The sequence below is a fragment of the Chryseobacterium pennipullorum genome (genome assembly GCF_003384725.1).
Classification (GTDB): domain Bacteria; phylum Bacteroidota; class Bacteroidia; order Flavobacteriales; family Weeksellaceae; genus Chryseobacterium; species Chryseobacterium pennipullorum.
Genome location: NZ_QNVV01000017.1, coordinates 1 through 12,977, shown reverse-complemented (window position 1 = coordinate 12,977; position 12,977 = coordinate 1). Strand labels below are relative to the sequence as shown.

At 40.0% G+C, this 12,977-nt stretch carries 13 protein-coding genes; 4 read left to right on the top strand and 9 right to left on the bottom strand.

The features are described 5' to 3' along the window. Nucleotides 1-2: 2 nt before the first annotated feature. From DRF67_RS16370 to DRF67_RS16355, 4 genes are all read right to left on the bottom strand, one after another. Nucleotides 3-791 carry a phosphatase PAP2 family protein gene (locus tag DRF67_RS16370; protein ID WP_115929380.1) on the bottom strand — a complete coding sequence of 263 codons (789 nt, stop codon included), beginning with the start codon at nucleotides 789-791 and terminating at the stop codon, nucleotides 3-5. 89 nt (nucleotides 792-880) lie between these two features. Beyond that, nucleotides 881-2,167 carry a sensor histidine kinase gene (locus DRF67_RS16365; RefSeq protein WP_115929379.1) on the bottom strand — a complete coding sequence of 429 codons (1,287 nt, stop codon included), beginning with the start codon at nucleotides 2,165-2,167 and terminating at the stop codon, nucleotides 881-883. Nucleotides 2,168-2,197: 30 nt separating this feature from the next. Continuing rightward, entirely contained in the window at nucleotides 2,198-2,872 is a 675-nt protein-coding gene (locus DRF67_RS16360) for a response regulator transcription factor (RefSeq protein ID WP_115929378.1), read from the bottom strand. A 70-nt stretch (nucleotides 2,873-2,942) separates the two neighbouring features. After that, complete coding sequence (locus DRF67_RS16355; protein WP_185142123.1) at nucleotides 2,943-3,938, bottom strand: aldo/keto reductase; 996 nt, start codon at nucleotides 3,936-3,938, stop codon at nucleotides 2,943-2,945. 201 nt (nucleotides 3,939-4,139) lie between these two features. On the opposite strand from DRF67_RS16355, the gene DRF67_RS16350 reads away from it, so the two are divergent. Next, nucleotides 4,140-5,414 (top strand): NAD(P)/FAD-dependent oxidoreductase, encoded by a 1,275-nt coding sequence (locus DRF67_RS16350; RefSeq protein WP_115929456.1) that lies wholly within the window; start codon nucleotides 4,140-4,142, stop codon nucleotides 5,412-5,414. A 48-nt stretch (nucleotides 5,415-5,462) separates the two neighbouring features. Further along, a complete protein-coding gene (locus tag DRF67_RS16345) occupies nucleotides 5,463-6,455 on the top strand; it encodes an SDR family oxidoreductase (protein WP_115929376.1) in 993 nt (330 codons plus the stop codon). A gap of 15 nt (nucleotides 6,456-6,470) precedes the next feature. Here the strand turns inward: DRF67_RS16345 and DRF67_RS16340 are convergent, their stop codons facing one another. The 4 genes from DRF67_RS16340 to DRF67_RS16325 all read right to left on the bottom strand — a co-directional run bounded on the left by DRF67_RS16340 (nucleotide 6,471) and on the right by DRF67_RS16325 (nucleotide 8,946). Continuing rightward, entirely contained in the window at nucleotides 6,471-7,577 is a 1,107-nt protein-coding gene (locus DRF67_RS16340; protein ID WP_115929375.1) for a DUF1266 domain-containing protein, read from the bottom strand. Between the two features lie 26 nt (nucleotides 7,578-7,603). Further along, nucleotides 7,604-8,029 carry a lipocalin family protein gene (locus DRF67_RS16335; protein WP_115929374.1) on the bottom strand — a complete coding sequence of 142 codons (426 nt, stop codon included), beginning with the start codon at nucleotides 8,027-8,029 and terminating at the stop codon, nucleotides 7,604-7,606. A gap of 50 nt (nucleotides 8,030-8,079) precedes the next feature. Further along, nucleotides 8,080-8,487, bottom strand: coding sequence for a lipocalin-like domain-containing protein (locus DRF67_RS16330; RefSeq protein ID WP_165851818.1), 408 nt, complete (start codon nucleotides 8,485-8,487; stop codon nucleotides 8,080-8,082). 126 nt (nucleotides 8,488-8,613) lie between these two features. After that, nucleotides 8,614-8,946 (bottom strand): DUF4870 domain-containing protein, encoded by a 333-nt coding sequence (locus DRF67_RS16325; RefSeq protein ID WP_115929372.1) that lies wholly within the window; start codon nucleotides 8,944-8,946, stop codon nucleotides 8,614-8,616. A 272-nt stretch (nucleotides 8,947-9,218) separates the two neighbouring features. Here DRF67_RS16325 and DRF67_RS16320 point away from each other — a divergent pair, with 272 nt between their 5' ends. Together DRF67_RS16320 and DRF67_RS16315 are read left to right on the top strand one after the other, a co-directional pair. Continuing rightward, nucleotides 9,219-11,012 carry a helix-turn-helix transcriptional regulator gene (locus DRF67_RS16320; RefSeq protein ID WP_165851817.1) on the top strand — a complete coding sequence of 598 codons (1,794 nt, stop codon included), beginning with the start codon at nucleotides 9,219-9,221 and terminating at the stop codon, nucleotides 11,010-11,012. A gap of 278 nt (nucleotides 11,013-11,290) precedes the next feature. Further along, a complete protein-coding gene (locus DRF67_RS16315; protein WP_115929370.1) occupies nucleotides 11,291-11,896 on the top strand; it encodes an alpha-ketoglutarate-dependent dioxygenase AlkB family protein in 606 nt (201 codons plus the stop codon). A 740-nt stretch (nucleotides 11,897-12,636) separates the two neighbouring features. Here DRF67_RS16315 and DRF67_RS21605 read toward each other — a convergent pair. Next, on the bottom strand, nucleotides 12,637-12,921 hold the full coding sequence (locus DRF67_RS21605; RefSeq protein WP_449384854.1) for a bacteriocin-like protein: 285 nt from the start codon (nucleotides 12,919-12,921) through the stop codon (nucleotides 12,637-12,639). Nucleotides 12,922-12,977: the final 56 nt, after the last annotated feature.

The window sequence follows — 12,977 nt, the reverse complement described above, 5'->3', positions numbered from 1 at the left end:
ATCTAAAAACTCTTAATCAGCCCTATTCCCACCGCATTGTTCTGATAAAACGGCATCACCATCGTTGAAGAAAGCTGGGGTTTATTCTTATGTTTTCCGCGGAGTAAAGCATCAATTTTCGGAAACAGCCAATACGCCAGTTCTGTGGAAAGGATTCCAAAACCTGTTCCTGCTACTACATCTCCAAGCCAGTGCTTATCATTCAGCATCCGGTATACTCCGGTAAAAACCGCAAAAGGATATCCGGAGAGACTCAGCCAAAAATTGGTATCCTTGTATTCCCGGAACATAAATTGAGCATTTGAAAATGCAGTCGCCGCGTGCCCGGAAGGAAAGGACATGGTATTGGATCCATCGGGTCTCTCCTCTTTTATGAGGTATTTTAATGGCAATGTAAAAGTAGCGGCAATCAGTTGAGAAGAAGCATAGATAATCGTCCGGTCACGTAAATTATGTTTCCCTTTTACGCCTGCGAGGTTCAGCCCATACACGATAAGTCCCGGAGCATATTGAGTGTAGTCATCAAATTTGATCCGGGTGGGTTGGTGTTCATTAATTTCCTTTTTGGTATCCACATTAAGTTCCCGTAGTCCTTTTGTGGTTAATCCCGCTATTCCGTAACCAATGAATGCGGCAGGTATAATGAGGCTTTTATAATTCAGCCTATTTTTTTGAATGCCTGTGATAAGGCTGTCTTGTTTGGGCTCCTCTATTCTTACCGTATCATTCTTTACCGCAGCTTTCCCCAGCATCGTCATAAAAATACCGGAGTAAATAAATATTTTTTTCATCTTGTACTGTATACTTCCATATATTCTCGTACAAAAATGCAAACCGATTTAGAATAAATTCTGAATTGTTATAAATCTTCCCTTTTTCGCTAAAAAGTAATAGTAAAAATATGGCGATTATTTTCGAATCTGTAGCTGATACCCCACTGATGAAATTTGCAGATTTCCTGAATAATAGATAATCCAAGACCGTTTCCGCTGTAGTCATCTGAAAGTTTTGAAAATCTTTTAAACATCAAATCCGTGTTGAGTTCCCCTGTTCCCGGATTGGAAATTTCGAAAAAAGATTCTTTCAGGCTCAAGGCAACAATCCCCTCGGAAGAGCTGTGACGGATTGCATTGGTGATCAGGTTATGGATGAGTATTTCTGTGAGATTACTGTTTCCACGAACCTGAATATCATTTGAAATGTGTTTCTCGATAGAAATATTTTTCTGGTCAAAATGCTCCTGAAAAAGCGCAATGCTTTGAAGAAGAAGAACATCAAACCTGAGGACCTCAGAATTATCGAACTGGCTGTTGTCTATTTTAGCCAGCAGAAGGAGATTTTTATTGATTCTCGAGCTTCTGGTAATGGCTCTATTCATTTCTTCTGCAATCCGATACTGGTTTTCTGTAAGGTGCTCATCCTGGAGCAGAAGATCCAGCTTGTTCTTCATGATGGCAAGTGGAGTCTGGAGTTCATGAGATGCATTTTCAGTAAATTCTTTCTGGGATTTATAGACGGAAACATTCCGTTCTATCAGTTTTTGAAGCGATTCATTAAGCTCTTCAAACTCTTTTGTATCAGACGATGGAAACTGAATGGTAGTCTGGCTGTTGAGATTAAAGTGCTTCAGCTGGTCCAATGTATTTCTGAAAGGCTTCCACACCGAAACGGATAACCTCCTGTTTAGATACAGCAGTCCCAGCACAATAAGTATAAAGAAAAATGCTGTAATCAGGGCAATCACAATGATGGTTTCATGAGCTTCTTCAATATTGGTCTCCACAGTAAAAAGATAAGGGCGGTCCTGAATGTATACAACCTTTTTGAGACATCTGTACCGCTCCACTTTATGACCTGATAAAAACGAAGTATACATTTCATTGGTGTAGACAACATCCCTTTTCGCAGAATCAGCGGAGATCTTTTCAATACTGGTTTCAGGCTGGATATGATTCCACAGGCGAATGCTTTTTTCGAGTTCCTCTTCTGAAAGTTTTAAATGGTTAAATTCATATGCCGTCTTTTCTATAATGATATGGTTATGCTCATCCAGTTCACTTTTCCATATGGTATCTACCACAAAATAATACACAGGGATACTTATCATCAGTACAACAAGTACATAGATAAGAAAAGGTTTCGTAGTTTTGGTTAATAGAGGCTTCAACTATATAGAGTTAATGGATGTTCTACAGTCTTATTTCTCCCACTTATATCCCGTGGCATATACGGTCTTCAGATACTGTCCGCAACCGGCATCATACATTTTTTTCTTTAGGTTTTTCACATGGGCATAGACAAAATCATGATTATCAAGCATATCAGCAAGATCACCGGAGAGATGTTCCGCCAATGTGCTTTTGGAAATTACTTTATTTTTGTTTCCGATAAAATAGATCAGAAGGTCAAACTCTTTTTTAGTTAATGCAACTATATTTTCATTAACCCTAACCGTTTTAGCCAGCAGATCAATCCTGATTTCATTCTGTTCTATGACATTACAGCTGCCAAAATGCTTTCTGCGGATAATGGAATACACCCTTGCCATAAGTTCGGAAAGATGAAAAGGCTTGGTGAGATAATCATCAGCCCCCAATCTTAGTCCCTCAATCTTATCATCTAGAGCATCTTTAGCAGAAATTATAATAACACCGTCCTGTTTCTGCTGTCGTTTCAGTTCCTGAAGAATGCACAGACCATTTCCATCCGGAAGCATGAGGTCCAGCACAATACAGTCATACTGGAACAGATTTATTTTTTCCATAGCTTCACTGAACCTGCCGGCAGATTCGCAGAGATAATTTTCCTCTGAAAGGTATTCAGAGATGCTTCTTGCCAGTACTGGTTCATCCTCAACAATTAAGATTTTCATACGCTAATGATATAACAGAAATGTAATACGCTTTGAATTATACAGGGGAAATATACAACAAAAACATTGCCTATCTTTGGTCGGGAACTTGAGCTTTCTCATAAATCAGGCCTTCCCTTTTCAGCTCGTTCCAAAATTCTGAAGGAATCTCTGTTTGCAGAGCTCTCATATTATCTTTTACCTGCTCGGGTTTTCCGGCTCCAGGAATAATGGAAGCAAATTCATCAGCTGCCAATACAAAATGAAGCGCTGCAGCAATAATATCTGCCTCATATTTTCGGGCAATCTCAGAAATCCGGTCACGTTTTTCAGCCATTCCTTTTGGAATGACATCTTTGTAATTGTACCGGGCTCTTCCTGCGATAAACCCTGAATTATATCCCGCTCCGGAAACCAGTTTTACGCCGGCCTTTTTTACGGCAGGAAGAAGTCTGTCCACCGCATCTTCATGTTCAAGGATAGAATATTGGGTTGCAGAAAGACAGATGTCGGGGTCTGCAGATGCTATACAATCGATAATAGGTTCTATTTTGTTCACGCCCATTCCCCAAGCTTTAATCATCCCCTGATCACGCATTTCGGAAAGCACTTTGAAGGCTCCTTTCCTTGCCTGTTCCAGGAAATAGGGATAGCGGTCACCTACCTGGTCTTCCGAGAGATCATGGATATATACAATATCAATATGATCAAGCCCCGTGCGCTGCAGGCTGTCCTCAATCGATTTTTTTATGGCATCAGCGGTGTAATCGTGGCGGAAATCATAGTTAAGAGGCTTTTTCCACATCGTGGGAGGTACTTCAGACTCAGGAACTTCGGTGAAAAGCCTTCCAACCTTTGTAGAAAAAACAAAATCATCTCTGTCTTTATCTTTCAGAAAATGTCCGAAGCGTCTTTCACTTTTGGTAAGCCCGTACCATGGAGAGGTATCAAAATACCGGATTCCCGTATCCCAGGCGGTGTTTAGTATTTCATACGCCTGCTCATCCGTTATATTTTCAAAAGCAGTTCCTATGGCGACTCCTCCTAATCCCAATAGATGTTTTTCTGTTAAAATGTCGGTATTCATATTATATATTTTAGGGTGTTTGTTGTGTACAGCTCCTGCAAACATCATGCAGACAATGAATAAAAAAAATAAAGAATGATCTCTCATTGCTGTATTTCCTCCATTTCAGACCATTATCTTATCGTATGTTAAATATTTACCTTTCAGCCTCTTTGGTCCTGTTATTGAATGAAAAACAGTACACCACTCAATGTACATACTATGAAAAAGCATATCGTAATCGTAGGAGGAGGATTTGCCGGTATCAATCTTATCAAATCTCTCAGGAACGACAAAAGATTTAAAATAACGCTGGTAGATAAAAATAATTATCACTTTTTTCCTCCATTAATTTATCAGGTGGCTACTTCATTTATTGAAGCCTCCAACATCAGCTATCCTTTCAGAAAACTTTTTGCTGACAACAAAAATGTCAAGTTTCATATGGGGAGCCTGATCAGAATATTCCCCGAAAAGAATATGATAGAAACCGATACCGGAAATCTGAGTTATGATTACCTTGTTCTGGGTTTGGGCACGGAATCTAATTTTTTCGGAATGGAAAATGTACGAAAATGTGCTCTTCCGATGAAAAATATAGAAGAAGCCCTCTACCTGAGAAATTATATGCTCCTCACCCAGGAAGAAGCGGCACGGAACAAAGACATTCAAAAAGCTGAAAAACTACAGAATATTGTCATCGCAGGTGGAGGGCCAACAGGAGTGGAACTGGCAGGAATGATCGCAGAAATGGGAAAATATATTGCTAAAAAAGAGTATCCTGAAATCAAGCTGAATCTTTCCAGCATTTATCTGATTGATGCGCTTCCTACTTTGCTCTCACCCATGAGCAAGCTTGCACAGGAAACCGCGTACGAGAAATTGAAAGAACTTGGTGTAAAGATCCTGCTCAATATATCTGTAAAAGATTATGTGGATGGAAAAGTGATCCTCAGCGACGGCAATTTTATAGAGACAGAAACCCTGATCTGGACATCCGGAGTGATCGGCAGGGAAATCAAGGGGCTTCCGGAAAAAAGTATAGGAAAAGGAAGACGCTTACTGGTTAATGCCTATCACAAAGTGGAAGAAACAGAGAATATCTACGCATTGGGAGACATCAGCCTTATGCTTTCGGAAGAAAAGTATCCAAACGGGCATCCACAGCTGGCACAGGTTGCCATCCAGCAAGGTAAAAACCTGGGTGCAAATTTTAAGCGGATCGAAGACGGTAAAGTACTTCACACCTTCGAATACAATGATAAAGGAAGTATGGCCATCATTTCCAAATTCAATGCAGTGGTAGACCTTCCCAAACATTCTTTCAGGGGGTTCCTCGCCTGGCTCACATGGCTTTTCATCCACATTATTCCTCTGGTAGCGTTTGGAAGTAAAGTGAGACTGGCGCTGGAATGGTTCCGTTTATTTATTACCAACAACCCTTCTATCCGGCTGATCCTCTTTCCTAAAAGAAATACAGGAGATACCGCAACATAAATAAGAAAATAAAAAGCATTATATCAAACCTCACATAAATTTATTCATATGAAAAATAGTAGAAAACCTCCTTTTTTTGGAGAAACAGTAGTGATTACAGGAGCATCCAGTGGCATCGGTAAAGCGACGGCAGAAGCCTTTGCAGAGCAGGGAGCAGATTTGGTTCTGGCAGCCCGTAATGAAGAAGCGCTGAATGAAACAGCTGCAATATGCAGAACCATGGGAGTATCAGTACTTGCTGTTCCTACAGATGTTTCTGTTGCAGAAGAGGTTAACCGACTGGTAGATCAGGCAATTGAATTCAGTGGTAAGATCGATTACTGGGTAAACAATGCAGGGGTCCTCGCTTTTGGTAAATTCGAAGAGATTCCGTCAGATGTTACGGATCAAATTGTCAAAACCAATCTATTAGGATATATGCATGCCGCCCATGCCGTACTGCCTGTTTTCAAACGTCAAAAAAGAGGGGTGCTTCTCAACAATATATCTATTGGAGGATGGATGCCTGCACCTTATGGAACAGCATATACCGCATCCAAATATGGCATCAGGGGCATGGTGGAAACCCTGCAGGGAGAAGTGTCGGATTTTCCTGACATCCATATCTGTGCGCTTTATCCTGGTTTTCAGAAATCTTCAGGAATCGAGCATGCAGCCAACTATTCCGGTATAAAGCTTACCACTCCACCCCCTGCATTTGATCCCCGCAAGCTGGCAGCATCTATTGTAAAAACAGCGAAAAACCCTGTAAATGCTTCTTATCCAGATTGGTCGGCGATAGTATTTAAAAATTTATATGAGTTATTTCCGGGAACGGTCCGTCATATTTCCTCAGCAGGGATGAGAATGGTCATGAAAAAAGCGAATAAAGATTCACCTTCTTCAGGAAATATTATGAAACCCTCTCATGGGAATACGGGAATTGACGGGAAAACACTGCTTTCTGTGACTTCAAAAAAAATGGTTTGGGCAGGCGCCTGTTTTCTGGGGCTGTTAACAGCAGGTATTTTGCTGTCAGGAAGTTCTAAAAAAATAAAATAAATTTTAATCCTGTTTTTAATCTGCCGAATCATTGCCTTTGTGAAATCCTTTGATAATGTTGGGTTGCGTTTTCCGTGTTTCATGAATTACAAATGTTTCACAGGCATTCTGTATCACTTCGGGTAAAATACTGAGGCTGTTTTTACGCCAGATCACGTGTGTAATAGGCCAGTTGCATTCTGTGTTGTACGCGTTATGCCCTTTCATTTTTTGGCTCGTGAGGGTGAAATCGTTGCTCCAATAGGCATGTCCCAGTCTGAAATTATTGTAATAATCATCCATGTTATCAAACAGAGCATGGATATATTCTGATGATTGAAGAATATTGTTCCAGGCAGCCTGTTCTGAAATAATGTCCGCCATAAATGAGGTGCGGGAAAGCTCTATCACCCGGTTCAGATCAAACCCCCAGAGCAGTTGAGGCGGTTTTTTTCCTTTTGCGAGCCAGCAGCGACGTACATCATTTTCGGAAAGCTGCGTAAGCTCTGCTAAACGGGCAATCATTTTTTGCCGGTTATGAGCTTCCAGTAATGTCTGATCAGCAGCAAAAAGCTGGCTGTGCATACCGTTAAAAAGCTGGTCGATCACTTCATGATAGGATTGCTCAGAAAGCACTCCCCAACTCTGATCGTTACCCTGCAGTCGTTCTTCTTTGGTGGTAACTAAAAAGGTTTTATAATGCTCTGGCCTTGCTCCTCTGATCTCGCATGGCCAGTATTCGAGGGTTTCTATCCACTCACCATATTGGAATCCATCAGGTGCATCCAGCTGCAAGGCTTCCCGCTTCTCCTGGGGTAGCCAATGAGCACCATAGAGTCTGTAATATTTCTTTTGCTCAGCTATTCTTCTTTGGGCTACTTTCCTGATAAAAAAAACGGCTGTTAAAGCACCAAAGACTAAAGAAAGCACAATACCTGCATAATACATCCAATTCTCAATCCTGTTGATTTCTTTAAGTCTGCTGAATACAGCATACATCATAACTACAGGGATCAACACGAGGACAAAACAGGCCCACCCCAATGCAGTCCTATTGTCATCCTGTGGATTGTATCTTGGAAGTCTGTCTTTTTCACCCGGATGGTTCTGAATAAACTCTTTCATCGATCCTGAATTCTGCATGATTTTTCTTCAGTTATTTTAAATTTTTAACGGGTAAGAAAATAAGTTTGTGTATAGGTCGTATTTCCTTCAGTAGCCGTATTTTTAAATGTCAGCTTGTGATCAGTCAGTTCAATAATTTTCTGTTCATTTTCCCACAATATCAGGATATTGTTGGCTTTTACTTCATAGGAAAATTCCTCTTCGCCTTCAGCGTTGGTTTTTCCCTTTCCATTAGCATAAAATTCGAAATATACATTTTGCGGGTCATTGTTGATGATCACAGGAGGTTGATCACCCACCCTGGTTTCTTCAATAAATTCCACAAGATTCCACCGGCCCAGTATTTTTTGCTGCATGACCTGTGTGGTTTGGTCTTCTTCATCAGCTGAACTGCTTTTTTGGCAGCCAACCGTTAATATCAAGCTTATAAGTAACAATACGAGTATTGCTAAAAATTTATATGTTTTCATATGGTTTTTTTTTGTAACGATTTACAGGTTGTGTAGGGTATAAGACCGGATTACCGGCTGAAGTTATACGTTTGTTTTCTGGTACGCGTGGGGCTCACCTTTACAGATTCAAAAACCAGTTTATTCGCTGTTAATTCTTTTATAAAGTAGGGCTCTGTACTTATTTTTAGGGTATCTTCGTTTTCAATACGGTAAGATTCCGACTGTTCTTCATTACCATCCATAGAATAGTAGACATTTCCATCGTTGCGAAAATCAAAATAATTGCCTTCCGGACCGTATTCAGTACTTGTTTCCACAGGAGCCGAGGGTCTGATTACCTCCGTTACTATAGAAACCAATTTCCATTTTCCCAAAATTCTTTCCTGTGCAGGTTTATCTGAGTAATCATCCCTTGTACATTCTGTTATGCTCAGGAAGAGTACTGAAACGAGGAGTATAAAAATTGTTCTTTTCATCATTATATTATTAAAGGTTGTTAAATGGCACAAATAATCTTCAATTTTACCAGATCCGGCATATGATTGCAACATTTTTTCAATCATCGCTCTTTCTTCTATCACTTTTTTACCGGTTTAGAAAACTTATTGAAGGAAGGCGAATTTCCTCTCAAAAAAGCTACCGATCAGAGGTACCGGTTTCATTACCTGATTGAGTGCATTAATAATTCCCATAACCAATAAGATCAGCGGGATGAGCGACAGTAATGAAAAAAGGAGAGATAATGCCGGAACCACAGACATTAATACACCAACAATGATGGAAACAATGATACTGAATATCATGACACCAAGGCTTTGCTCCAGATGATAGCTGACAAATGAGTCTTTTTCGTGCCGGTCTCTATACGAAAAATAGGAGATCAACCATCCTATAAAAGTAATGTAAGAGACCATTGCTGTTGTTCTGTTGTTCATACAATAAAAATTAGGGTGTTACTATTTCTGTTACAAAGTTGCTGGCTGAACCTTTATTTTCCAATTACAGAGCATCTACAAAGTATCTACAATACCACAAAAATATGCTATAATGTATCTACAGCAGCTTGTATATCTGTATATCATTATAAACCGGCTTGGAAGATAGAATGAGTTCAGTGAACAAATTGTACTTTTGTTTTGATCGACTCTATGTCATTTATATTTTAATTTATACTGTTACCATGATGAAGTATCCTATAAAGCTGATAATGATCTTAGTGTTTTTCGCCGGACTTCATAATGCCCGCTCACAGTCTATTATTGAAGATTCGCTGAGAAACCTCCTTCGTCGCCCAGGGCTGAGTCCTGAAAAGAAAGCGATGACGCTTTCACATCTTGGTCGTAATATCTATGAAACGGATATGCCGTCCGCTTTGAAAGTCACACACGAAGCACTACAGCTAAGCCATAATATTTCTGATGGCCAGTACAGCGCTTTCGCTTTTGCTACCCTTACCTATCTTAATGTACAACAGGACAGCCTCGTACGAGCCCAGAAAAATATAGACAGTGCTTTGATATATACCGCAAAATCCACAAATAAAGTAGTTAACGGCTATGTTTGGCTGAGGAAGGGATGGCTGGAATATATTGTGAATAATACATCGAAGTCTACAGCCAGCTTGTTTAAAGCACTTCAAATATTGGAAGGCCAAAAAGCATATGCATATGAGAGTCTGGTATATCACTATCTGGCAAGTATCTATGCCGATCTTAAAGATCAGAAAAATTTAAAGAAATACACGCAGCTAAGCCTGAAGTCGGCTCGCCAATCCCGCGAACCGGATATCATCTGTAATGCTTACCTGGCCACCACGTCTTCGTTTCTACAGGAATTTAGAAAAGGGCCTTCCCAAAAAAAACTGCTGGATTCTGCGATATTCTATAACCAGCAGGTACTGCAGCTTTCCCAAACACAGCCCGGGAGAATTGTAAATCATATCACTATAGCAGCGGCAGCTTTAAATCTTGCCAATATATATTGGGAATTCTATCCTAAAGAGTATAAAAAAACCGCCGAAAAATATATCAACTTTGCTTTGGCAATAGGGAGGAAAACAAGACATGAAGAGGTTATTGCCAACTGCTATGGCATCTTAAGCGAATATGCTATGGCTGAAGGAAATTATACCGAGGCAGAAAGATTATTCCTGTCGGGCTTTGCGGAAGTAGAGAATAGTGCAGGCAGCAGTATGACCGTGAAAGCTTCTATGATGAAAGGACTGGCTACCGTCGCCGAGAAAGGTGGTAACGGGGAAAAAGCATTGAAGTATTATAAACAGTATATGCAATACGAGCGGGAAGCATATGATGCGGCAAAACTTTCTGTAGCCCAAAGCCTCGAAGCGCAATATGAAGCAGAAAAGAAGGAGAAAGAACTGGAAGTGCTAAAGGAAAGAGCAACTTTTAACAGAAAGCTTAATTTCATTTATGCCGGTCTGATTATAGCGGGTGTACTGGCTCTTATCTTTCTTTTCCGTTCTTATCATTTCCGGTTAAAATCCTCTATTCAGCAGCAGAAATTGAAAACAGAAGAGACGGCCCGCCTGAAGGCAGAACAGGAACTGCTGCAGGAAAGACAAGACAGGCTACAAAAAGAAGTGCTGGCCGGCAACCTGCAGGTTGAACAAAAGAATGAGCTTTTGCAGACGATGCGCGATCAGTTGGCAACTCAACCTGAAAGCGGGACACTCAAAAGCCAGATGGAACGAATTTTAAAGGAAGACCTGCGGATGGACGGAGATTTTGAGCAGGCAAAGACAATCCTGGCAAATATCCATCCCGAATTTTTCAGCAGGCTGCAGCAACAGGCCAATAATAAGCTGACCCGCCTGGACCTTAAACATTGCTCCTATATATTAATGGGCTTCTCCAATAAAGAAATTGCAAGTCGTTTGGGAGTAGATCCTAAAAGTATCCTAATGGCAAGATACCGGATAAAACAAAAGCTGAACCTGGATAAAGAAGAAAGTCTCGATCTTCTGATCCAAAACCTGAGTTAATTTTTTTCGATACTTTCTGTAGCAATACAGTAGCAATACGATGGAATAGGTTAGCGAAGTAGGTTCCAATTGCCATAATTTCCGGTAAGAATGTATTATTCTCTTTGTACAGATAAAGAAAAGACTGACCTCTTGATATATACTCATACATTTCAAATATAAAACGCTCTTTTTTAGATCAAAATTTGTAATTTTGTTGATACATTTTAGAACAATTCTCATTGTAGAATCATTTTAGAGTTTGAGTGATCAAAAAGAAAAAATTATATAACGTTATTATGGGGCAGCTCAGCTTGTTTAACTCAAAAGAATATTATCAGTTTCCTGAGGAACTCCTGGAATATACAGAGCATTTTCTATCCCCGGAGGAAGCTTCAGAACTGGAAGAACTTCTGATGAACACAGCTCCGTGGAAACAGAGGACTCAGAAAATGTATGATAAAATGGTCCTTACACCACGGCTTACAGCCTGGTATGGAGATGAGAACAAAACTTATCAATTGGGGGGCAGCCGCTTCGATGTGAATGCCTGGCTTCCTGAATTGTTGGTTCTGAAACAGCGTATTGAAAAGGCAACCGGGCATCGTTTCAATTCTGTTCTATTAAATTTATACCGCGACGGGAATGATTCTGTAGCCTGGCACCGGGATAAAGAAAGTGAACTGGGCAACCGGCCTGTAATTGCTTCTGTAAGTCTGGGGCAGGTCCGTAATTTTGATTTCAGAAATGTCGCTGATCATCAGAGCAAGCACAGCCTTCCTCTCGGACATGGCTCATTATTGATCATGAAAGGTGACCTTCAGGTACACTGGGAGCATCGGATTGCCAAATCTCCACTGTCCATGAAGCCCCGGATCAATATGACTTTCCGGACAGTGAAATAGTCATTAAAATACATCAATTGCTGTTCGTTCGGGCATCAATATTCTAGGATTGGACTTGAGTCTGTTCACCTGTAATAAAAAAATAACAGCAGATGGCACAGATTTTCACAGATGTTTGGGTATATTTTTCAGAGTTTTTTTCTAATCGACTTACAGTCAGAACAATCGAAAATAATTGTAAGTATTCTTTAATCGACCTAGGAATCAGGAGCGTTAAAAAAATTGATCTTGAATCCGTTAAAAAATTTCCAGTGTCTGAGCATGGCCACCCTATTGAGTCGAAGAACTAATGTAGAATCCATGCGAGTTTGGAAATTTTAGGAGGCAAGGTCAATTTTTAGAGAATGATTCCAGTCTTGAATTTTTGTATACTTTTGCTTCAAGGCAAAAGTATAAATAGAAAAATATCCTTTTCTCCCCACAACTTTTGTACTTGATCCTTCCAAACCCTATGGATTCGACAGTTGTGCTTCGGTTCCATAGTAGATCAGGCGCAAAAGTTGGGGCCTGCAAAATACTATTCAGATGGTACACCAATCACTGTTTGACTCCGTAGAAATGACGGATAAGTGAAAAATTAACCATAGATGTTTGAGTATATTTTTCAGAGTTTTTTTTCTAATCGGCTTTCAGCCAGATACGAACTATGAAAATATTTGCATTATTCGTCAACAGTATTCATAAAAAAACCGCCCTGAAGAGGACGGTATACTTTTAAAAAATGTTTTGCTTACTTAATCTTAGCAAGTAGAACCACATTCAAGCAATTTGATATGGATTACACCGTTTACTACACATTGTGTCTGGCATAATGCATTTCCAACAACAGTACCTACACCTCCAAGTGCACCACCGATGGTAGAACCTACACCACCAACTACTCCGCCTACTACTCCACCAACACCACCGATTACCCCACCGATAACGCCGCCTAATCCACCGATTAATCCGCCGATTGGATCAAGTAATCCTTCTCCTGAAATAGATTTCAATTCATTTCTGTCTAATTTTTTTAAATTTTTCATAACTATAATTTTTATATGATTAATACATCACGAATTTATGAATAATTATAATATGT